Consider the following 21,782-nt stretch of genomic DNA (forward strand, 5'->3'; position numbering starts at 1 on the left):
CCGATCAGCTTTTACGACGATAGTGTCGATGCTGACGCTTCGGAATGTCGGCGCTGAAGGAGTTGCAGGCGCATATCGAAGATAAGGCAGCGACCTTTTCAAGGCATCGGTCGTGTCCGGCTAGGCGGCAGGCGACCACCCGAGGTTCGGTGCCACCGTCTCAGCGAGGTCGGCGAGCAGCCGCACATTGTCCGCAAGACCGAAAGCGGGCGGCAGGAACAGGACGATTTCGTCGGCAGCCGCCAGGCCCGGGTCCCTGAGCACCGCCTCGATCACTTCGTCAGGGGTGCCGTGGAAGACGGGAGAAATCTGGATACCCGCAGGCTGATTGGCCGGTGCGGTCGGTTCAAGGGCGCCATTGGGCCGGGACGCCCCGATGCCCTTGGTTCGGCGCTCAAGGTCATAGGCGGCGTATTTTTGCCGCAGCTCGGCGGTGGTTCCGACCAGGATCGATGCTGCAACGGTGACAGGTGGCGGCGCGCTATCCCGCCTCTGGCGCCATGTGGCGCGGAAAGCCTCGATGGAGCGCGCCTGGTATTCCCCGAAGGTCTCGCCTTCGGCGTGGTCGTGCTGCACGGTTCCCGAAATGAGCCCGATCCCGATTTCGGCAGCCTGCACCGCCGAGCCAAGGCTCGCCGAACCCTGCCGGATACGAGATCGTAGCGTCGGACTGTGTGGCGTCACCCGCAGCTCGGTGCCCTCCGGAGCGCCCTGGCCGGGACCATCGACGGTGTGGAGCACCTCACCCGCGATCGCCGCCAGGAAGCGTGCCTGGCGGCGTTTGGCCTCTGTCCGGGCATCGGTGTCGACCGCGCCGAACACGGCGTCGAACGCAGCATTGGCCCCAGTCGAAATGGCCAGTTCCAGCCTTCCGCCGATCAGAAGATCGGCTGTGCCGGCCGCCTCGGCAAGCAGGATGGGGTCCTGGTAGCGCATCGGGATAACCGCCGATCCCAACGTGATATGGCTCGTATGTTGGCCGGCCGCCGCGAAGAACGGGATCGGAGAGGACAGGTAATGATCGAAGTGGCGCTGGTAGGCCCAGCCCGACTGATAGCCCAGCCGTTCGGCCGCCTTGAACAGTTCGATCCCGTCGCGCAGTCCCTGCGCCGGCCCGGCGTCATCGTTGAACGACACCCGGGTGTTGAAGCCGAGCCGCTGCTTGGGGCGGAACGTGGCGGGTAGGATGCCGGCGGGGACAGCGATATTCATGCGATCTTTTCCTGGCTCATGATCCGGCGCAGTTGCGGGGATGGCGCGCGGGCAGTCCCGGCGCCGGTCGGGATCGATTCCAGCAGCGACACGGTGTAGGGCTCACGCGGGTTGTCGAAGATGTCTCTGACGCTACCGTGTTCGACGATGCGGCCACGCTGCATCACGGAGACGGTGTGGGCGAGTTGGCGCACAAGGGCCAGATCGTGGGAGACGAATATATAGGTCAGGCCGAGGCTTGCCTGCAGCGAGAGCAATACTTCGACGATATCGGCCTGGACGCTGACATCAAGTGCTGAGGTCGGCTCGTCAAGCACGATCACGTCAGGCTTCAGAACCAGCGACCGGGCAATGGCAACGCGCTGCCGCTGGCCGCCGGACAGCGCCTGCGGCTTGCGCGAAAGCAGATGCTCGCCAAGTCCGACATTGGTCAGCGCTTCGCGAACCCTTTCCGTCCGCTCCGCGCGGGTTCCAATGCCGAACCTGTCGAGCGGCTCGCGCACCAGCTGCTCGACCGTCCAGGTCGGATCGAGCGAGGTGAATGGATTTTGATAGACGAGCTGAAGATGGCGCCACACCGTGCGCAGCGACTGGTGCGAGCGCCCTGTGAGCTTTTCCGCGCCGACTGAGATATTGCCGGTATCCGGTTGCTCGAGCCCAAGCAGCAGCCGGATCGTCGTCGTCTTGCCTGAACCGGACTCGCCGACGAGCGCGTGCGTCGTGCCGGCCGGGACCGAAAATGAAACGTCATCTACGGCCGTCAGAACCTTGCCGTCGACCGTGAAGCTCTTGGTGATGCCGTTGACTTCGATCTTCGGGGCCTTACCGACGTCGAGAAAGCGGAAGCCGGGATCTCGAAGCTTGTGGTAGCGATCGGGGTTGAGGGCCGGAACGTCGGCATGCAGCTCCCTTGCATAGGCGGATGCCGGCGAGGAGAAGACGGCCGCGGTGCTGCCGACCTCCTGAACGACACCATCCTTGAGCACGACCAGGGAATTTGCCCGTTCGGCTGCGATCGCCAGGTCGTGGGTGATGAGCAGCAGACTGATGGCGAGGTCCTGCTGCAACCGCGACAAGAGGTCGAGGATTCGTTTCTGGATCGTGACATCAAGCGCGGAGGTCGGCTCATCCGCGACCAGCAACAGCGGCCGTGGCAGCACCGCAAGACCGATCAGGACGCGTTGCAGCATGCCGCCGGACAGCTGGTGCGGGTAGGAATCATAGACGCGCTGGGGATTGTCGAGCCCGACCTGAGCGAACGTCTCCAGGACAAGCGCTTTGCGGATTGCCTTGCTCGGCTCATCGACGAGGGCCGCCGCCTCCATCGATTGCGCACCGATTGTCCGCACCGGGTTGAGCGCGTTTCCAGGGTCCTGCGGAATGAAACCGATAGCCCGCCCCCGCAGTTGCCGGAAACGGCGCTCGGGGAGCCCCAGTATTTCCTGACCCTCGAATGCAATGCGGCCGGCCGCATGCCCCGTGCGGGGGAGCAGCCGCAGCACGGCCCGCGCAATGGTCGACTTGCCCGAGCCCGATTCCCCGATGAGTGCAAGGCTCTTGCCGCGACTCAGCTCGAATCCGACGTTGGTGACGACCTCGTGCGGCCCGTAGGAGACGGATAGGCTGTCTACCTGAAGCAGCGATGTTGACCGCTGCGGCACCGGCGCGTTCTCGCCGACGCGGGTGAGAGCTGCGTTTAGTCTATCTTGCGAAGCCATCGGCTGATCCTGTTCACTGAGAGGACGGTCGCGATCGTGACGAAGGCGGGCGCGTAGACCAGCCACGGCCATTTGAGGTAGTCCTTGCCGATCGAGATCAGCAGGCCCCAATCGGAGGCTGGTGGCGGGTCGCCGTAGCCGAGGAAGGCGAGGCTGGCGATCACCAGGATCGAGTCGCCGAACTGCAGCACGGCGAGGGGCAGCACGGAACGCGACGCATTCGGCAATATGTGCCGCCAGAGGATATGCCAGCGCGAGCCGCCCGAAAGAAAGGAAGCCTCGATGTAGGTCGCCTGTCTGGTCTTGATGACTTCCGAACGCATGACCCGGGCGAAGACCGCCACTGACGAGATGCCGGTGGCGATGGCTGCGTTCGTGGTGTCGAAGCCGATCGCGGTGACGACGATGACGGCAAGCAGGAATTTCGGAATTGCGAGCAGGACATCGACCAGGCGGGCGAGCACGATGTCCACACGGCCACCGAAGAAGCCAGCAACCAGGCCGATGAACCCGCCGGCGACCGCGCCGATGACGACGGCGATCAGCGCGCTCCTGACCGAGGATGCCGAGCCGTAGACGACGCGGGTGTAGAGATCGCGACCCAGGTGGTCAGTTCCGAACCAGTGTCCGGCACTGGGGCCGAGCAGCTTTTGAGCGGGGACGCCGATGGCTGGGCTGTAGCTCGTGAACAGGCTGGGTGCGAGCGACCAGGCGATCACGATCGCGACGACCGCAAACGAGAGTGCAACGGTCGCCGGCAACCGGAAACCGGCAAGCCGGCCGCCAACAGCAATGCGCGAGGAGGTGCTGGCGGAGACTAGCGTCATGACAGCACCGACTTGGAAATCCCAGCCGAGCTCTCGTCGGAGGTGGCGGGGCGGGGCTGGACACCATCAAGCAGTTTCACGCGTGGGTCGAGCAGCGGATAGACAAGATCGGCGATCAGATTGACCAGCACGAAGATCACCGCTGCAAGCGACACGATCGCCTGGAGGACAGGCAGATCCTGGGTACTGACCGAACGCTGGACCAGGCTGCCGATGCCGGTGCGACCGAAGACCGCCTCGGTGATGAGCGAACCGCCGAGCAACTCGCCGATCGTCAGCGCGACCACGGTGATGACTGGAAGCGAAGACGGTTTTAGCAGGTGTCTGGCAAAAAGGCGCATCTGCCCGAGGCCGCGACTGCGCGCGACGGCGGCATATTCCTGTCCCGATTCGTGATCGAGGTTGGCGATGAGCACCTCGGCGATCTGCGCCGAGATGGGAATACCGAGCGCGATCGCCGCGAAAAGGGTTGCCCAGAAGCTGTCGGGATTGATCACGCGGAAGAGACCGAGCTGGAAGCCGAAGATGTGGATCAGCACCAGGCCAATCACGAAATTCGGCACGGACAGGAACAAGGACGGAAAGCCCCGCAGCAAGCCCTGGCCGAACCTTTTCGGCAGGAACTGGGTGCCGTAGGAAATCACGATCGCCAAAAGCAGCGCGACGACGAGGCCCGCAAACGCGAGAACGAGTGTCGAGGGCAGCACCTCGGCGATCATGGTCGTCACGGGCCGGTTGGTCCGCATCGACAGGCCGAAGTCGCCGATGAGGAAATGGGAAAGTGATGTCGACAATTGCACGAGGACCGGCTTGTCCAGGCCCTGGGCGGCGATGATGTCCTGGATCTCCGCCTCGCTGAAGCCATTCTGGGGGTTGCGCAGGACATTCGTAATGGGGTCGCCCGGCAGAATGCTGACGACGATGAAGGTGAAGACATAGGTCAGCAGGATAACGACGACGGCCTGGACGAGGCGTTTTGCGGCGTAGCTAAGATAGGCATGGTTCATGCCGGTCACCTCCTTGCGCTCCTTGGCTGCGTTGTGGGTTAGTCGCTGATCGTGGCCGTGTAGTAGCTGGCATAGGCGACGCCGTTGTATATCTCGCCCTTAAGCTTCGATGACTGGACATAGATGCGCTGGACCATCTGCGTGCGTGGAATGAAGTAGCCCTGCTCGAGGACATATTTCTGAAGTTCGTCCAGCAGCGGGTTTCTGATTTCGAGAGAACCGGCGCTGGCGATCTCGTCGCGCAGTTCGTTGATCTTCGCGTCACTCTCGCCGAGTGCGAACCAGTTCTCGCCGTTATTGGCGTCGGTCAGGATGCTTGCGACGGTCCCAGCGTCGATAAAGCTGCGCGTCACCTCGTAGGCCGGCACGCCGGGACCGCCATACTGAACTTTCTGGCCAAACGTTACGACGTCGTAGGCTCGGATGTCGACCTTCCAGCCGATCTTGCCGAGCTGCTGGGCGATGAGCTCGTCGATCGACTTCGAGGTCACGAGATAGGGGTTGGAATTGAGCGTCAATGACAGCTGCTTGCCGTCCTTGGCGCGTATGCCGTCGGCCCCCTTGATCCAGCCCGCCTCGTCGAGGAGCTTCTCGGCCCTGTCGGGATTGTAGGTCAAAAGGTCGCTGTGATCGGTCGCGCCGGGGACGTTGCTCTGGATAAATGACGTCGCTAGCTTCCAGTCGGGTGTATAGACGGTATCGATGATTTCCTGGCGATTGATGCCGGCTTGCAAGGCCTGGCGCACCTTGGCGTCGTCGTAAGGTGCAAGCTTGGTATTGATCGCCCAGCCGTTGACGAAGCCGAGATAACGCGGTGTCGCGACGGTAAAGCCTTCCTGCTTGAGGGACGTCAGTTCCTGCGGCGAGGCGTTATAGGCAATGTCTGCCTGGCCGGACTGGACAGCTGCGACCCGCAGCGACGGCTCGGAAACCAGCTTGTAAGTGATTGTATCGAGATAGGCAGGACCAGTATGGCCGACAGCCGCAGGACCCCAGTTGTAATCCTTGCGTTTGACCAGCTTGACGAGGTCGCCTTCCTTCCAGGAATCGACCACATAGGGTCCGCTGCCGGAGGTCTTGCTGAGATCAGCCTGCTGCGGGGCTGGTTGTGCGATGGTCTTCGGGGAAATCAGGATCGAGCCGTGGTAGCCGAGGGTCGGGATGAAGCCGAGCGTGGGCTTTTTGAAGAAGACCTTGACCGTGGTCGCGTCAATCGCCTCGGCGTGGTCGTAGGTCTTCGGGAAGAGCCCGATCGGATTGATGCCTTCCTTCTTGCGTCCGGCATACCAGATGTCGAGATTGGCGACGGTGGCAGAGGCATCTAGCGGCGTGCCGTCCGAGAACGTTACGCCGTTCTTGAGGTGGAGGGTGAACTCGGTGGCCTTGTCGTTCTGCTCCCAGCGCTCGGCGATCCACGGGCTGACCTTGCCGTCGGCGTCCACGTAGACGAGCTTGTCGGTGACGTGACCCCATATATGACCCTGAAAACTGGAAATCGCACTGTTGTTTGGTATCCAGGTATCGCCCAATGAATCGATGAGGAAGGTGATATCGCCGCCATTGTTCGGCTCGCCGGCACTATGTGCCGGAGTGATGCCTGCCATCGCCACCAAAGCACCGGTCGCCATGGCGGATGAGGTGATCAACAGGCGGCGCCGGGAAAGGGACAGCGAAAAAAGGCGTTCAGTCATGAAGAGATCCTGATGGTTCGGGTTCTGCCAATTCTTGAAACAGAGCCTATGCAGCCGGAGCCAAAAGGAGAAAGACTGGTTGTTCTTTTTCTACTAATTTTATGGATTATTTTGTCCGGTTTTGGCCTGTGCATGGATCAGCATTTTTCAGGCTTGCCGACGAGGGAGTTGAGTGTCCAAAGCTCTTGTCGCCGAGCAGTATCTCCGCGCCGATTTTGGCGGGATCGATTTCAAACTCTAGGTCCCTCGAATGAACACACGTTGCGCAGTCGGCAATCGCGCATCCCGCTCCAACTTTCTGTTTTGCAGATTTCAGGCCTGTTCGGCCTGAAATCCCTCAGCGCTATGTCAGGCTACCAGTTTTTCACCCGACAGATGACGTTCCAGGAAGGGGAGGCTGTCCTGTCCCCAATAGAGCTCGCCATCATAACGGAAGGTCGGAAGGCCGAAGACGCCAGCCTCCTTTGCAATGTCGCGATTGCTGCTCCAGAGTTCGGAGATATCGGGGCGTGCCGCGCGCGCTTCGAGTGCTGCACCGTCAAAGCCTGCAGCATCGGCAATCGCCTTTCGTACATCGGAATTGCCGATATCCGCGGCAGTGCCCCAGAAAGCGTGTTGCAACGCGCGGGCGAGGGCGACCCAATCCTGCCCCTCGAGTTGAGCCGCCAAAACGAGAAAGCCGGCAGGGGTCGGATCGGACAGCGCCGATCTGTTCGTGAAGTCGAGCCTCTTGCCGCGAAGAGCGGCCCAGCGCTGGAGATCCTTCAGCCAGTAGGCTCGGCGCACGTCGGGGCGATCACGCGAATAGATCGCACCATTTTCGACGATCAGCGGAATGAGATAGGGGCGGATTTCGGCGCTGGATCTTGCCGCGAGTTCGACAAACGCGTCGAGGCCTATATAGGCCCACGGCGATCCGATCCCGAAGAAGTAATCAATGGTTTTGGTCATAAGGCTTTTCTCCTGACGGGATGAATTATGCGGTGGCTCTAAAGGTCGCTGTCGTTGCCGTATCGAAGACGGACAGCGCGCAATCGCGCGCCACCAGAACGGCATGGGGATCACGGCCGACGGCAACCGTCGCCAGCGCCCCTTCGTAAAGCAGAGACATGTGTGCGGCAGCCTGCTCGGTCGGACACCTGGCCGCCGACATGATGGATCGGAAGATGTTGCGCACGGCATTCTTGTGCTCGCGAGCGATAGAGACGACCCGCTCGGAATCGCCATGTTCGGCGACCGCCAACGCAAAGGCGCAGCCGCGAAACTCGGGGCTGTCGGCCTTTTCGAACAGGCGCTCGAAAATCAATGTGATTTGCTCACGCGGCTGCAGCGTCGCGGCGGATGTGACCTCTCTCAGCTGAACAAGGACGCGCTCGTGACGCTCGGTCAAATAGGCGGCGACAAGATGATCCTTGGACGGAAAGTGTCGGTAGAGCGTGGCTTTGGCGACATTGGCTTCGTCGACGATGCGGTCGATGCCGACGGCGCGGATGCCTTCCTTGTAGAAGAGGGTGCCGGCGGTGGTCAGGATATGCTCGGATATTTTCATTGCGTCGGTCCGGATGCCGTCATTGCATTATCTCGGGACTAGCCCGTCTGATGTGCTTTCGGCCTCGAATGGGTAGGGTTGGAGAAAGACAGGTGGTTCTCGGCAAGCCGGCGCAGACTAGCGAAAGGAAGGAGCGCCGTGAAGCCACCTTGTCGAGCCGCCGATCCTGCGATTTCCTGGGCGGCGCAGTTGTGAGGCGTCGCTATTCCATGCAGGCGCCCGAGAAGTGCTATTTCTCCGTTCAGGTAGTCGACTTCGCTCGACACGCCGCGCGTGAAACTCTGCCACGTCGATTGCTGGCGGGGCTGAATGCCGGAGCTTTCGGCTATCTTCCAGTGCGCCATGCTGACCGTACGTTCCAAGGGTGATGCGAAGGTATGGCCCGCGGCCGTCAAAACCGTTTCGGCTTCCTGGACGAGGGCTATGCTGAATGCCGTTCGTTCGTCTTCCGCGCCGTCGAAGAGCTCCAGCACATTGCGCACATTGTGAAGAAGCTTCGCCGCCTTCCATCGCTTGATATCGCTTGTTGTCTCGGCAATGTAATCGGACCGGCTAAGATCCGCGACGACCTCGGCCGTCGTCTCGTCCGTGCCGTGCGGATAGCGGCCGATGGTCACGACCGCTACCTGCGGGTCGCCACCGACCACGACGTGGCCGGTCTCGGTGAACCGGGCGGGGGTCAGGATGCTGGCGCCGTAGACGTTCGCAAAAAGCCTGAGAGCGGCCGCTTCCGTTGCCAGGCCGTTTTGAAACGTGACGATCGGCAGGCCGGATGCGGTCAGATGCTCTGACTCTTCGATCGCCCGCCAGGCCCAAGAGGCGAGGGCTTCCGCGGCATCCTGCGATTTCACCGACAGCAGCAGAATGTCGCCCCGCCGCAGCGGCGGCGGCTGCGCAGTGTCGAAGGCTTTCAGCCGGATCTGCCGTGTCCCTGCGGGCCGCCGGTAGACGAGACCGTGATCGATGATGTGCCTGATCTGGGCGCCGCGTCCGACAAGGGCGTAGTCGATGGCCGAAAGCTCAAACTGCGCGGCAAGGCTGGCACCGACCGCGCCTGCTCCGATGATGATGTAGCGCGTCATGCTGGCCTTCCGGAAACGGCATTAAGAAGCTCTCTTGTGTCGCTTGCTTGTCTGGACCCAGAGAGTAAATCGTGAGCCTTTTCCTCAGCAACGATGGGCCGCCTCTCCGCTGTATTTCGGCTCCATCTGTCACATGCCGAGCGTCCGAGAATGGAAACCGAGGTGTCTTCCTGAGGCGCATGAACGAGAACCGACTGGATATCGCGGAAATGCCGCTCGATCCCGAGATCACCGTTGATACCGGGATTGCCGAGCGTGCGAACGGCAAGCTGAACCGCATCGCGTATGTTGCGCGCCGCAAGGAGGCGCGCCCTGATGAGCGTTTCCGGTTCACCCAGCGAATGGTCGAGCGCATTGAACAGGATCTGTCTTGCGCCGCCCACGAGCAGGTCTATCTCGCCGGCCGCGGAAATGAATCTCTCCGTTCTTGCGATCGGAACGCCGAGATTGGCGGGTATGCGTTCGTGGCCGAAGCGGATGAATGCCTCCTGGGCGGCTTCCGCTGCTCCGAGATATATGGCGGTCAGCGCGACGGAAGCGGCGGCGTGCGCACGGTTGTCCTGCGTGCCGATGGACACATCGACCAGATCGAGGACGTCTTCGAGCGGCACCTCGACATCTTGGAACTCGACATCATGTGAGCCGCTGGCCCGCATTCCCAGGCTCTTCCAGTTCTCGATTACCTTGATGCCGGGACGTTCGGATGCAACGACGAAAGTGCCGACCCGCTGCGGTGTTTCGTCGGTGCGAGCCCAGACGAGGAAATGGGTGAGGCCGAGCGCACCTGTGACGAAGCGCTTTCGACCGGAAATTGCCCAGCCGCCTGTGGTGCGGCGCGCCAATGTGTCGGGAAGCCCTCCTCTGGCGGGAGAGCCAAGGTCGGGTTCGACCCGTGCGGCGTTCAGCAGGACTGGACGATCCCGAGCGTCTTCGAGCAAGCGCCGGTAAAGCTGTTCCGGCCATTTGCTGCCGACCGCCTGTCCGAGATGCGCGAATATGGTCATCGAGCTGATCAGGGCGACGGAAGGATCGCCGCGACCAAGCGCTGCGAGGATGCGCCCGACATCGGCAATGCTAGCGCCTTTGCCACCAAACCGTGTCGCCACCGTGCTTTCGAGAAGACCGGCAGCATGAACGGCCTCAATGCCAGCCCAGGGAAAGGCACTCGATGCATCCGCCGCCGGGGCCGCAGCTGCAAGCTTGCGGGTTACATCCGCCAGATCGATAGAGCTATAGGACACTTTGCATCAGCCTCTTTGAAGCAGTGGTGAACGCCGTGGCGCGGGGCACACCGCGCGACGGCTGATTTTTGTAGGCGCAATCGGAATGGCGTTCGTCCCTGCGCGGCGGTGCTGGATCAGGCGACCGCCTGCCGCGGCGCCTCTCGTTCCGCCAGATCCGCTCTGACCAGCGGCAGAATATAGCGGCCGTAGTCGATGGCGTCGTTGAGGTTGTCATAGCCACGGATCGAGATGAGGTCCGCGCCAAGATCGACGTAGTCGAGAATGGAGTCCGCGATCGTTCTTGGCGAACCGACCAGGGCAGTGGACGCACCGCGCGCATTGGTCGCCGTTACCGTCGGGTACCAGAGGGCGCGATCATGCACATCGCCGCGCGAGGCGATCTCGAGCAGGCGCTGCGAACCGATATTCTGCGGGGACGGGGCGGCCGGTGGAACCTTGCCGAGGCCCTTTGCTCGATTTTCCTTCAAGAGATCGAGGGTGCGATGCGCCTTGGCCCAGGCAAGCTCGTCGGTTTCCGCAACAATCGGACGGAAAGTCACCCAGATCCGCGGGCGATCCTTGCGTCCGGCGCGCGCCGCCTCGGCGTAAACCCGGTCGATCTGCTGCTTGGTTTCCGCCAGCGGCTCGCCCCACAGGCCGAAGATGTCGGCGAGTTCGCCGCCGATGCGATAGGCGTCGTCTGACGACCCGCCAACCGACACCGGGATGGTGCCGTTGATCGGACGCACCCGGCTGTGGAACTGCTTGAATTGATAATGCCGGCCATCGAAATCAAAGGGCTCGCTCGACTGCCAGACGCGGCGTAGGATACGAATATACTCCTCCTGCCGTTCATAGCGCTGATGCTTGTCGAGGAAGTCGCCTTCCTTGGCCTGCTCTTCATCGCTTCCGCCGGCAATGAAATGGACAACCACGCGTCCGCCGCTTAGCTGATCGAGCGTCGCTAGCGATTTTGCGGCAACCGTCGGATAGATCGTGTTCGGGCGAAGAGCGATGATGATCTTGATGTTCTTCGTATGCGCGGCCACCGTCGCGCCGATGGTAAAGGGATCGAAAGATGCACTGTCATAGGGAATGAGAGTGTAGTTGAAGCCATAATCGTCGAGCGAGCGGGCGTAGCGCTCGATGAACTGTCGGTCGAGCGCAGGATTTTCAAGAGGATTGAGCTCGGTCGAGGCATTCGGAAAGGTGATGCTGATGAATTCGGTCGGCATGTGATGTCCTCATGGTTTGCTTCACCGGATTGTGGACAGGATGCTAGCGTCACGGGAATGCCGCAGAAAGACAGGTCGTTCTTTTTCTATAAAATTTGTAGAATATTTATGCTTTGAGTATTGCTGGTTCAGCCGTTTCAGCCTGTCGGAAAATCAGGGTTGCAAGGTCCGGACAAGAAATCGGCTCCTAAGGTGATCGCTTGTGCTCTCTATATTTCCAAGCCGGGTACCTCGTGACATCCAAGCTAGCTCGCGAATGCAATGTCAAAGTTCGACGTTGGAAATGGCAGTTGGAGCACGACAAAACTGCTAGCCGGCCGAATGTGCCGAGGCCAGCAGGAGAAAGCCCCTCCAGCGGGTGTCGCTGCCGCGGCGATGGTGAGGACGGCCGCCGCCGTTCTCAGCTTGCGCGCATTTTGGTCGTGGAATTCCATATGGGTCATCCTGCTGCTCTGAAGTGGCCAAAAAAGGCCGCATACGCAGGAAAAAACACCATCGCAATGCTCGTCCGTAAGTACCTGCTCGAACGAATATTTTGCGTTTTGCCTTGCTTTGTGTCCGCAACTCACTAATTAGAGTTGTTATCGAACCTTGTTAGCGACTATCGTTGGCTGCCACTGTGGCTCCCCTAGATTTACTTTCATCGTCGATTACTATCGGCATTCGTGCCGATTCCTCCAACGATTGAAAGGAAATCGTTATGAATACTGGCACCGTGAAGTGGTTCAACAGCACCAAGGGTTTTGGCTTTATCCAGCCCGATAACGGCAGCGATGACGTCTTCGTCCACATTTCGGCGGTTGAACGCGCCGGCATGCGCAGCCTCGCAGAAGGTCAAAAGATCAGCTACGAGATCGTCAAGGACAAGCGTTCTGGCAAAAGCTCGGCAGACAACCTGCAGGCTGCGTAAATTTCGTCATCGCCTCGCGCGACCACGGATGAACTGGCGCGCCAGATTGATGATGGTGGAAGGTCGGGCGCCAAACCCGGCCTTTTTGTCTTTGATCGCATGGAGGTCGCAATGTCCAAGCATTGCTATCACCGCGGCGACACGCTCGTCTTGAATGGCAGGCCTGTCGCGATGGCGAGAGGAGCCAAACCGCCTGGTGATAGCGGCTCTGCCGCGATCGGATGGAATTCCTCAATATCGCGTTCGCTTCGACGATGAGAATTGCGAACGTCGTATTTCGGAAGCGGACATAGACCAAGATGCTTCCGAGGGCCTTGGCCATAGACAGCCCATGACCACCGCAAATGATCGCCGTTCGTGGGTCAACATTGGTGCTATGAGGATTAGGAAATAGCGGCATAGCCGCGTCAGGAGATATTTTGCAGGTATTTGTACGGGATAACAATGTCGATCAAGCGCTTCGCGCCTTGAAGAAAAAGCTGCAGCGCGAGGGCGTCTTCCGCGAGATGAAAGCCCGCAGTGCCTATGAAAAGCCCTCGGAAAAACGTGCGCGTGAAAAGGCCGAGGCTATTCGTCGTGCGCGCAAACTTGCCCGCAAGCAAGCGCAGCGGGAGGGACTTCTCCCGGCTCCCAAAAAGAAGGCAATCGCAAGGGCGCGCTAAGCGCCTTCCTTTCGGCAAAGTTCCGTTCACGCGCCAGACTGCACACTGCATCTATCGCTAGAGAGGTAAGCATGACAGCGACAAAAGACCGCTTTTTCAAGCCGGCCAAGTCTACAGCCGAAACCAAATTGGCGCAGACCGATGCCAACGCTCGGGATATTATCGACGCCGAAGCCGCCATCAGGGAGACAAAAACGGAGAGACTTCGCGCTCTTCGTTTAGCCCAGCCTGTAGCGGAAACTCCGAAAAAAACCGGCCGTGTCAAGTCAGGCCCTGTGAAAGCCTCCAAGACCTAGCCGCCCTGGAAACATGACTTCCCGGCATTTGGACGATGGCCATCGGATAATTGCGGGAGCCTTCCTAGAAGATAGACGAGCGTCAACCCTGGGAATGAACGCAAGTTCATGTCGAATTTTCCCAGACGATACCGTCTGACCGCCTCATCCAGAGTTTGGCTCTCGTCGCTGAGATCGACGAGGTCCCACATGCTTTCGTCGTTTAGCACCGAAACGCATGATCACGGACAAGCTGCTTTCTTATGGAGCCACGAAGCAAAAGGTCATGCGCGGCGTCGAGCATCGCTGGCACAAAAGATTGAGCAATCCTCGACGGGCAGTTCGCTCGTCATTGCGAAGACGAGAACGAACGCGCAAAAGCTTCCGGGCGATCGAACTCGCTTAAATGCAGGTAATGGATACCGTGCGTCTACACCCTAAACAATGTGACGGCACCGGTCTGCGCGATTGGCTCGTTTACTCCTGTTGTTCCGTCTGCGGTTTCGAAGTCGAAAAACTTCTGCGTGACGAGGGCGGCCGCGCCGCGTGCCCAGGAATTGTCTTCCCAATCGGGCAGAAGAGGCGGTGAGGCAAAAAAAGTCCGGGCATCCATAGCGGATTTCAGGGGGCCGAAAAGAGTATCCCCGAATGAGACCGCTTCGCCGCCGACCACGATCACCTCGGGGTCGGTGATATTGACGAGATTGGCAAGTGCCCGGCCAATCCCCGAACCTGCTTCGTGAAGGATCGCGTTGACCTCTGCCTCTCCTGCCTTCGCAGCCTCTAGCATATTGGAAAGGTCGTAGCTTTCGTCACGCTTGGTCGCCTCGCGCCATGTGCGGAGCATGGCAGGCTCGGAATAGTAGGCCATCAGGCAGCCGCGCTTGCCGCATTCGCAAAGTCGGCCATTTTCCTCATGCAGGGTGTGGCCGAATTTGCCAGCTGCACCATGAGCGCCGCGGTAGAGCTTTCCATCGACGATGATAGCGCAGCTGATGCCGACCCCGATGGCAAGGACCGCCATATTGCGGTGTTGTCGCCCCGGGCCGAAGAGCTGTTGGGCGATGGCATAGGCGTTCGTATCGTCCTCGAGCCAGACGGGCACCTTGACCTTCTGCGCCACCATCGATGCAAAAGGCACGTTATTCCATTTGAAGCGAAAGCTGCGCACGCAGACAGCCTGACCGTTGTCGATGACACCAGGTACGGAAATGCCGACGCCTGCCAGCCGCGCATGCGGACGTCCCGCAGCCTCCACGAGCTGGGGGACGGCTTCGGCCAGCGCCTTCGCGACATTCTCCGGCTCATTGTCGATGAGGGCCAGCCGACAGGAGGCAAGTGGGTTGGTCGCCAGATCGGTGACGACGCATTCCACGGAGCCGACCATCAGCTTGAAGCCGATCGCGAGCCCATTGGCATAATTGATCTCGACGGGGATGGGGCGCCGGCCCGAAAGCCCGGCCACGGCCTTGCCTTCGCTGACATGTCCTTCCTCGATCAGATCAGCAATGACGAAGGTGACAGCGGCCGGACTGAGGCCGGTGATCGTTGCAATTTCGGCACGGCTTCTCGGCCCCTCCTGCCGCAGAAGGTTGAGGATGAGCCGCCGGTTCAGGGCGCGCGACGTGCTCTGGTCGCCTTTCAGCTTCACGATTTCTCTTTCTTAATTTTGTAAATTAATTATTGCGTCCGTTTCAGACTTATGCATAACTTCACGCGTCGATCAACATCCGGCTCGTGCATAGCCACGAAGAAGTCAGCAGTAGGACAAGGTTTCACGAACCCAATGGTCCGGGCAGTGCATATGCGCTGCCGCGGTCGGGTCGTTGCGACCATGCGTGGAAGGGCAAGAGGGGCGCCCACCGTGCATTCGTCTGTCGCGCTGACCAAGGGTGAGGGCAGACGTCACAACGGGAGGAGTTTCAAATGACTTTCAATTTGCTTGGAAGGCCGGCGAGCCGGCGTGTCTTCTTGAAGGGTGCAGGGGCGGCTTCCGTCGCGGCACTCGCAGGTTTTCCGATGCCTGCCATCGCGCAGGCCCAGGACATCAATATCATTTCCGATGAAAGCAACGCTGAGGCGCTGGGAATCCTGCGCAAGATCGCCGACGATTTCGGCAAGCAGGCCGGCGTCAAGGTCGTGGTCAACAACATGGACCATGAAGCGCACAAGACGGCGATCCGCAACTACCTGGTCGCCGGCGCGCCCGACATCTGCTTCTGGTTTTCGGGAAATCGCATGCGCGCCTTCGTCAAGCGCGGCCTCTTCGATGACATCTCCGATCTTTTCGAGAAGGAGAAATACAAGGATGTGCTCGGTGCCGCCGCCGGCTCTGTCACGGTCGACGGCAAGCAATACGGGCTGCCGACCGGCGGCACGCTCTGGGGTATGTTCTATCGCAAGGATGTCTTCAGCCAGCTCGGTACAGCGGTTCCCGCAAGCTGGGACGATTTCCTGGCTTTCGGCGCCAAGTGCAAGGCTGCGAACCTGACGCCGATCGCCATGGGCACCAAGGAGTTGTGGCCGGCAGCCGGCTGGTTCGACCAGATGAACCTGCGCATAAATGGCCTCGACAAGCATATGGCTCTGATGAATGGCGAGATGAGCTATCTCGATCCGGCGCTGAAGCCGGTGTTCGACAATTGGGAAACACTGATCAAGCAGGATTTCTTCACGCCGAACAACACGTCCTTCGGCTGGCAGGAGGCGGGGGCTCTGCTGTCGCAGAAGAAGGCCGGCATGATGAATCTCGGCGCTTTCGTCCGCTCCACCTTCCCGAAGGAGGATCTCGATCAGCTCGCTTTTGCACCCTTCCCGGCGATCGATGCGAAGGTCGGCCGTTTCGAGGAATTCTCACTGAATTCGGTGCATATCCCCGCCAATGCCAAGAACAAGCAGAGTGCGCGCGAGTTCCTCGCTTATTTCTATCGGCCGGAAAATCTCGGCCCCTATCTGGTGCCTGGCGGCAACGTGCCACCGCGCAACGACCTGCCGCCGAGCAAGGACCCGCTCGTCAACGCCGCCGTCGATGCGCTGAAGACGGTACAGGGCACCTCGCAATATTACGACCGCGACAGCGACCCGGACATGGCCCAGGCCGGCCTCGTCGGCTTCCAGGAATTCATGGCAAAGCCCGAGCGGCGTGACGCGATCCTGAAGCGGCTCGAGGGTACGCGCAAACGTATCTACAAGCTCTAGTTCTCCTCCCAGCGACCGGGAGGCGGGGTGCTGCTCCGCCTCTCCATACCGAAAGAGGATCATATGATGATATTCTGGCGCCATCATCGCTGGTGGCTCACTCCGACCTTGTTGATCTTGCCGGCGGCCGTTCTCTTTTCCGTCGTCATCCTGTGGTCGGCGGTGGAAAGCCTCTGGATCAGCCTGCACGATTGGGACGGTTTCAGCCCGATGGTCTGGATCGGCTTCGGCAATTACGTCGAGCTGTTCAACGACCCGCAATTCTACGTCTCGCTGAAGAACAACGTGATCTGGCTGGTCATGTTCATGGCAGCGCCGCCCATCGGGCTGGCGATCGCCTTACTCGTCAATCAGAAGATCCGCGGCATGCGGCTGATGAAGTCGCTCTTCTTCATCCCGCTGGTGCTGGCGTCGGTCGCAGTCGGCGTCGTCTTCACCTGGGTCTATACGCCACAGCTTGGATTGCTCGCCCTGATCTTCGGTTTCTTCGGCGCGACGGCACCGGCCGTGCTTTCAGACGAACATTTCGTCACCTTCGCGATCGTCATCGCAGCGCTCTGGCCGCAGATCGCCTTCTGCATGGTGCTCTACCTCGCCGGCCTCAACAGCCTCAGCGAGGAACTGATCGGCGCCGGCCGCGTCGATGGGGCGAGGGGCTGGAACATGCTGCGCCACATCGTCCTGCCGCAGCTGACGCAGGTTACCTTCATCGCCATTGCGGTCACTGTCGTCGGTGCGCTCCGGTCCTTCGACATGGTCTCGGTCATGACACAGGGCGGCCCGTTCGGCTCGTCCGAAGTGCTCGCCTACCAGATGTTCGAACAATCGATCTTCTCCTATCGCTTCGGCTATGGCGCGGCGATCGCCTCGGTCCTGTTCGTGATCATGGCCGTATTCATCGTCTGGTATCTCACGCGCATCATCCGCATCGAAGAAAGAGGGGCCTGATGTATCCGCGCCCGATCCCCGAAGATGCCATCTGGTGTCGCCGCTTCTATTTCATCGCCGTGCTCGCCATCTTAATCCTCTGGCTATGCCCGCTCTTCGCCATCATCCTGACCTCGTTCCGTTCGACGCAGGATGTGATGGGCGGCAATCTCTGGGGCTGGCCGACGCAATTCGGCCTGGTGGATAGCTACACCTCCGTCTTCACCCAGACGCCGATGGCGCGCTATTTCCTCAATAGCCTGACAATCACGATACCCGCCGTCATCGGCGTGCTGATCTTGAGCACGCTCGCCGGCTTCGTATTGGCGCGCTATCGCTTCCGCGGCAACATGCTCGTCTTCGCCCTGTTCGTCGGCGGCAATTTCCTGCCCTATCAGATCATGATGATCCCCGTGCGCGACCTGATGGTGCGCATCGGCCTTTACGACACGACGGCGGCGCTGGTCATTTTCCATATCGCCTTCCAGACCGGTTTTGCGACGCTGTTCATGCGCAATTTCATCGCCGCGCTGCCGGACGAGCTGTTCCAGGCGGCAAGGGCGGAGGGCGCGACGCCGTTCCAGACCCTCATTCACGTGGTGGTGCCTCTCGTGCGGCCGGCGCTGGCGGCGCTTGCGATCCTGATCTTCACCTTCGTCTGGAACGATTACTTCTGGGCCGTGGTGCTGACGGTGAGCGATACGGTGAAACCGGTCACGGCAGGGCTCGCCAATCTGCGTGGCGAATGGGTTTCTGCGTGGAACCTGATTTCGGCCGGCACGATTGTCGTCGCGGTACCTCCGGTCGTGATGTTCTTCCTCATGCAGCGGCATTTCATCGCCGGTCTCACCATGGGCGCGGTGAAGGGATGAGCGATCCGTCTGCCATCCCTGCCGTCGCCCTATGTGCCAATCCTTTCCTTGAGAGCCTTGAAGCATGACCAGTCTCGAACTTCGTCACGTCAACAAGAACTACGGCGCCTATCATGCGTTGCGCGGCATCGATCTCTCGGTCGAGCAGGGCGAATTCATCGTCATGGTGGGACCGTCCGGTTGCGGCAAGTCCACGCTGTTGAAATCGATCGCCGGACTGGAGACAATCTCTTCCGGCCAGATCATGATCAGCGGCCGCGATGTCAGCACCGCCGAACCCGGCGATCGCGGCATTGCCATGGTGTTCCAGTCCTACGCGCTCTACCCGCACATGACGGTCGCCGAGAATATGGGCTTCGGTCTGCGCATGGCGAAAAGGCCGAAGGCGGAGATCGATGCGGCGGTGGCACGCGCCGCCAAAATCCTCAGGATTACCGACCAGCTCGACAAGCGGCCGAAGCAGCTTTCCGGCGGCCAGCGCCAGCGCGTGGCCATCGGCCGCGCCATCACCCGCTCCCCGGATGTCTTCCTGTTCGACGAGCCGCTGTCCAATCTGGATGCGGCACTTCGCACGCAGATGCGTGTTGAGCTGAGCGGCCTGCATGCCGAGCTCGGTGCTACCATGGTCTATGTCACCCACGACCAGGTCGAGGCCATGACGATGGCAAGCCGCATCGTCGTTCTCAATCGCGGGCTCATCGAGCAGGTGGGATCGCCGTTGGAGCTTTACCGCAATCCGATCAATCTCTTCGTTGCCGGTTTCCTGGGCGCGCCAAGAATGAATTTCTTCCCCGTCGCGGTCGATCAGGTCTCGGGAAACTCGGTCACAGTTTCCGCTCCGGGTCTGGCGCCCATCCCAGTTGAACTTGCGGCCGGTTCGTCGGTCGAGAAGGGGGCGAAGCTGACCCTCGGCATCCGGCCGGAAAGCATCGCGGTTGCGGATACCCCATCTGCCGGCGCGGAGATTGCCGGCTGTGTCCGTCTCGTCGAGCATCTCGGCCGCGAGACCATTCTTTATGTCGATGCAGGCGAGCTGCAATGCGTCAGCTCTGAAAGCGGCACCGGCAACATCACCGTCCAGATCGGCCATGTCGCCGGCATCAATGCCGATGCGCCGGTCAGCCTCAGCATCGACCCGCGCGAGATCTACCTGTTTTCCACCCAGAACGAGCGAACCATCACCGTTCGCAAGCCAATACTCGACAAATAACAGTTCAGGAGCCTGATACCGTGTCAGCAAGCAGCAGCAAGAACGACCTTTCCGTATGGCGGACCATCAAGACCGACAGGTTTCTCGTCGGCGCACCGCATTATCCGGAACATGTCGCCGAGAGCTATTGGGAGCGCGATGCCAAGCGCATGGCCGAGGCCGGCTTCAATGTCGCCCGCCTCGGGGAGTTCGCCTGGCATCTGTTCGAACCGAAGCTGGGTATGTTCGATTTCGATCTGTTCGACCGCGCCATCGAGGTGCTGGCACGCCACGGCATCGATATTATCATGTGCACGCCGACGGCGACGCCGCCGCGCTGGCTGACGGTTGCCCATCCCGAAATCCTTCGTGTCGATGGCAATGGCCGCAAGATGAGCCACGGTTCGCGCCAGCATGCCGACACTGCAAGCCCGGTGTTTCGCGAGCATAGCAAGCGCATCACCAAGGCGATGGCCGAGCATTATCGGGACAATCCGCATGTCGTGGGCTGGCAGACTGACAATGAGCTCAACACCAGCATGCCGGAATCCTTCTCGGCCGCGACGCTTTCGGAATTCCAAGCCTTTCTCGTCGCTAAATACGGCACGATAGACAAGCTCAATTTCGCCTGGGGCGGTGATTTCTGGGCGACGGCCTATGATGATTTCAGCCAGGTCGTGCTTCCGATCGAGTTCGGGCCGACCTTCCCAAGCCCGGGACATCTGCAGGACTATCACCGCTTCCTGGCCTTCGCGACGGCGCGCTTCCAGTACGATCAGGTGGAGATCCTGCGTGCCACCAAGCCTGAATGGTTCATCTTCCACAATCTCGGCGGTCTGCGCGATATAGACTTCCGTGGTCAGTTCTCCACCGATCTCGATTTCGTCGGCTATGATATCTATCCGATGCTCTATGACGAGTTCCAGCGCATCGGCAATCACGCCAAGGTGCAGGCGCTTCATCTCGACATCTGCCGCGGATTCTCCGGCAATTACATCGTACCCGAGCAGCAATCCGGATTCGGCAGCCAGCCCGGCTTCTGCACGCTGACGCCGGAGCCTGGCGAAATGCGGCGGATGGCCATGTCCTCGGTCGCGCGCGGCGCCGATGGCCTGATGTTCTTCCGTTGGCGGCCGGCGCATTTCGGTGCCGAGATATACTGGATGGGTGTCATCGATCACGATGACGTGCCGCGTCACCGTTACGACGAGGCGAAGCAGTTCGCCACCGAGATGACGGCGTTGAAGGACAAGATCCTCGGCACCCATGTGCGCATGGATGTCGGTATCGCCGGCTCGGATTTCGACAATCAGGAAGCGCACAAGACCTATTCGATTGGGCTGCCAAGCCCGCAGGACGATGCGGTTCAGCTGCATCAATATTGCTATGATCGCGGCATTGCCTGCGGCTTCATCCATCCTGAGGACGATCTTTCCCGGTTGAAGCTGCTTTATGTACCGCACTGGGTGATGTGGAAGGACGGTTGGACCGAACGGCTCGAAGCCTTTGCCCGAGACGGAGGCACGGTCGTCATCGGCGCGCGTACTGGCACGCGTGACGAAAACAATCACGTCATCCGCGAAACGGCGCCCGGATCGACGCTGACACGGCTGACAGGCGTCAAGGTCGAGGATTTCGGCCGGCTGGCGGCACCGGGTGCCAAGGGGCTTTTCGACGTCATGTCCCGATCGGGCGGCCTTGTCATCCCGCCCAATCGCCCGGCAGAATCTCATCGCCGCGTTCGCCGTTTCACCTTCGGCAATCGCGAGATCGAGGCGGCTCACTTCTATGAGAACTTGGTCGTTGCCGATGATGTCGAGGTCATTGCCACATGGTCGAACCGCTATGCCGAAGGTCAGCCGATGGCGACGTTGCGTCGGGTTGGCAAGGGCAGGGTACTTTATCTCGGCACCTACCTGACGCCGGAATTGACCGACGCCCTGGCTGATCGGACGTTTGCGGAAGCGGGAATTGAGCCGCTCGTCGGTGGCCTGCCAGATGGTGTCGAGGTGACGATGCGCCAGAATGATGAGCGGCGCCTGCTTTTCCTGCAGAACTATCTCGATCAGCCTGTCGAACTGGGTGAGGTCCCGGCCGGAATCAATCTTCTCGATCGTGGAACGGCCGTATCCGGAGGCTTATCGCTGGATGCTTATGGCTGCGCCATCATCGAACTTCGTGATCGCGCGTGACATATCCATTGTC

Annotated in this window: 19 protein-coding genes; 8 read left to right on the forward strand and 11 right to left on the reverse strand. The window is 60.5% G+C overall.

Annotated elements, in window-relative coordinates; genetic code table 11:
- Window positions 1–120 precede the first annotated feature (120 nt).
- The 10 genes from ACIQWP_RS21430 to ACIQWP_RS21475 all read right to left on the reverse strand — a co-directional run bounded on the left by ACIQWP_RS21430 (window position 121) and on the right by ACIQWP_RS21475 (window position 11,544).
- The gene (locus ACIQWP_RS21430) at window positions 121–1,212 is read right to left on the reverse strand and encodes an LLM class flavin-dependent oxidoreductase (RefSeq protein WP_402791786.1); all 1,092 of its coding nucleotides are present in this window, start codon (window positions 1,210–1,212) and stop codon (window positions 121–123) included.
- Window positions 1,209–2,930 (reverse strand): dipeptide ABC transporter ATP-binding protein, encoded by a 1,722-nt coding sequence (locus ACIQWP_RS21435; RefSeq protein ID WP_402791788.1) that lies wholly within the window; start codon window positions 2,928–2,930, stop codon window positions 1,209–1,211. Before ACIQWP_RS21435 ends, ACIQWP_RS21430 begins: the two co-directional genes overlap by 4 nt.
- Window positions 2,909–3,757, reverse strand: coding sequence for an ABC transporter permease (locus ACIQWP_RS21440; RefSeq protein WP_402791791.1), 849 nt, complete (start codon window positions 3,755–3,757; stop codon window positions 2,909–2,911). Before ACIQWP_RS21440 ends, ACIQWP_RS21435 begins: the two co-directional genes overlap by 22 nt.
- Window positions 3,754–4,764, reverse strand: coding sequence for an ABC transporter permease (locus ACIQWP_RS21445; protein WP_402791794.1), 1,011 nt, complete (start codon window positions 4,762–4,764; stop codon window positions 3,754–3,756). The genes ACIQWP_RS21440 and ACIQWP_RS21445 overlap by 4 nt, the downstream gene beginning before the upstream one ends.
- A 38-nt stretch (window positions 4,765–4,802) precedes the next feature.
- Window positions 4,803–6,455: an ABC transporter substrate-binding protein gene (locus tag ACIQWP_RS21450; RefSeq protein WP_402791797.1), complete on the reverse strand. Its 1,653-nt coding sequence runs from the start codon at window positions 6,453–6,455 to the stop codon at window positions 4,803–4,805.
- Window positions 6,456–6,803: 348 nt separating this feature from the next.
- Window positions 6,804–7,406, reverse strand: coding sequence for a 2-hydroxychromene-2-carboxylate isomerase (locus tag ACIQWP_RS21455; RefSeq protein ID WP_402791800.1), 603 nt, complete (start codon window positions 7,404–7,406; stop codon window positions 6,804–6,806).
- 25 nt (window positions 7,407–7,431) lie between these two features.
- Complete coding sequence (locus ACIQWP_RS21460; RefSeq protein WP_402791803.1) at window positions 7,432–8,004, reverse strand: TetR/AcrR family transcriptional regulator; 573 nt, start codon at window positions 8,002–8,004, stop codon at window positions 7,432–7,434.
- 38 nt (window positions 8,005–8,042) lie between these two features.
- A complete protein-coding gene (locus ACIQWP_RS21465; protein WP_402791806.1) occupies window positions 8,043–9,086 on the reverse strand; it encodes a ketopantoate reductase family protein in 1,044 nt (347 codons plus the stop codon).
- Complete coding sequence (locus tag ACIQWP_RS21470; protein WP_402791809.1) at window positions 9,083–10,327, reverse strand: acyl-CoA dehydrogenase family protein; 1,245 nt, start codon at window positions 10,325–10,327, stop codon at window positions 9,083–9,085. Before ACIQWP_RS21470 ends, ACIQWP_RS21465 begins: the two co-directional genes overlap by 4 nt.
- Window positions 10,328–10,443: 116 nt before the next feature.
- On the reverse strand, window positions 10,444–11,544 hold the full coding sequence (locus tag ACIQWP_RS21475) for an LLM class flavin-dependent oxidoreductase (protein WP_402791812.1): 1,101 nt from the start codon (window positions 11,542–11,544) through the stop codon (window positions 10,444–10,446).
- Window positions 11,545–12,244: 700 nt separating this feature from the next.
- On the opposite strand from ACIQWP_RS21475, the gene ACIQWP_RS21480 reads away from it, so the two are divergent.
- From ACIQWP_RS21480 to ACIQWP_RS21490, 3 genes are all read left to right on the forward strand, one after another.
- A complete protein-coding gene (locus ACIQWP_RS21480) occupies window positions 12,245–12,454 on the forward strand; it encodes a cold-shock protein (protein WP_402791814.1) in 210 nt (69 codons plus the stop codon).
- A 419-nt stretch (window positions 12,455–12,873) separates the two neighbouring features.
- Window positions 12,874–13,116: a 30S ribosomal protein S21 gene (gene rpsU / locus ACIQWP_RS21485; RefSeq protein ID WP_402791817.1), complete on the forward strand. Its 243-nt coding sequence runs from the start codon at window positions 12,874–12,876 to the stop codon at window positions 13,114–13,116.
- Between the two features lie 71 nt (window positions 13,117–13,187).
- Window positions 13,188–13,412 carry a hypothetical protein gene (locus tag ACIQWP_RS21490; protein ID WP_402791819.1) on the forward strand — a complete coding sequence of 75 codons (225 nt, stop codon included), beginning with the start codon at window positions 13,188–13,190 and terminating at the stop codon, window positions 13,410–13,412.
- A gap of 409 nt (window positions 13,413–13,821) precedes the next feature.
- Here ACIQWP_RS21490 and ACIQWP_RS21495 read toward each other — a convergent pair whose 3' ends face one another.
- Window positions 13,822–15,042: an ROK family protein gene (locus ACIQWP_RS21495; RefSeq protein ID WP_402791822.1), complete on the reverse strand. Its 1,221-nt coding sequence runs from the start codon at window positions 15,040–15,042 to the stop codon at window positions 13,822–13,824.
- 275 nt (window positions 15,043–15,317) lie between these two features.
- Between ACIQWP_RS21495 and ACIQWP_RS21500 the strand changes: the two genes are divergently transcribed.
- The 5 genes from ACIQWP_RS21500 (at window position 15,318) to ACIQWP_RS21520 (ending at window position 21,769) form a co-directional block, all read left to right on the forward strand.
- The gene (locus tag ACIQWP_RS21500; RefSeq protein WP_402791825.1) at window positions 15,318–16,589 is read left to right on the forward strand and encodes an ABC transporter substrate-binding protein; all 1,272 of its coding nucleotides are present in this window, start codon (window positions 15,318–15,320) and stop codon (window positions 16,587–16,589) included.
- 63 nt (window positions 16,590–16,652) lie between these two features.
- The gene (locus ACIQWP_RS21505) at window positions 16,653–17,537 is read left to right on the forward strand and encodes a carbohydrate ABC transporter permease (protein ID WP_402791828.1); all 885 of its coding nucleotides are present in this window, start codon (window positions 16,653–16,655) and stop codon (window positions 17,535–17,537) included.
- Window positions 17,537–18,388 (forward strand): carbohydrate ABC transporter permease, encoded by an 852-nt coding sequence (locus ACIQWP_RS21510; protein ID WP_402791831.1) that lies wholly within the window; start codon window positions 17,537–17,539, stop codon window positions 18,386–18,388. The genes ACIQWP_RS21505 and ACIQWP_RS21510 overlap by 1 nt, the downstream gene beginning before the upstream one ends.
- A gap of 64 nt (window positions 18,389–18,452) precedes the next feature.
- Window positions 18,453–19,598 carry an ABC transporter ATP-binding protein gene (locus tag ACIQWP_RS21515; protein WP_402791834.1) on the forward strand — a complete coding sequence of 382 codons (1,146 nt, stop codon included), beginning with the start codon at window positions 18,453–18,455 and terminating at the stop codon, window positions 19,596–19,598.
- Window positions 19,599–19,618: 20 nt separating this feature from the next.
- Window positions 19,619–21,769, forward strand: coding sequence for a beta-galactosidase (locus ACIQWP_RS21520; protein ID WP_402791837.1), 2,151 nt, complete (start codon window positions 19,619–19,621; stop codon window positions 21,767–21,769).
- The last annotated feature ends 13 nt before the right edge of the window (window positions 21,770–21,782 follow it).

The organism is Rhizobium sp. NPDC090279 (genome assembly GCF_044769665.1).
In the GTDB taxonomy this organism is placed as follows: domain Bacteria; phylum Pseudomonadota; class Alphaproteobacteria; order Rhizobiales; family Rhizobiaceae; genus Rhizobium.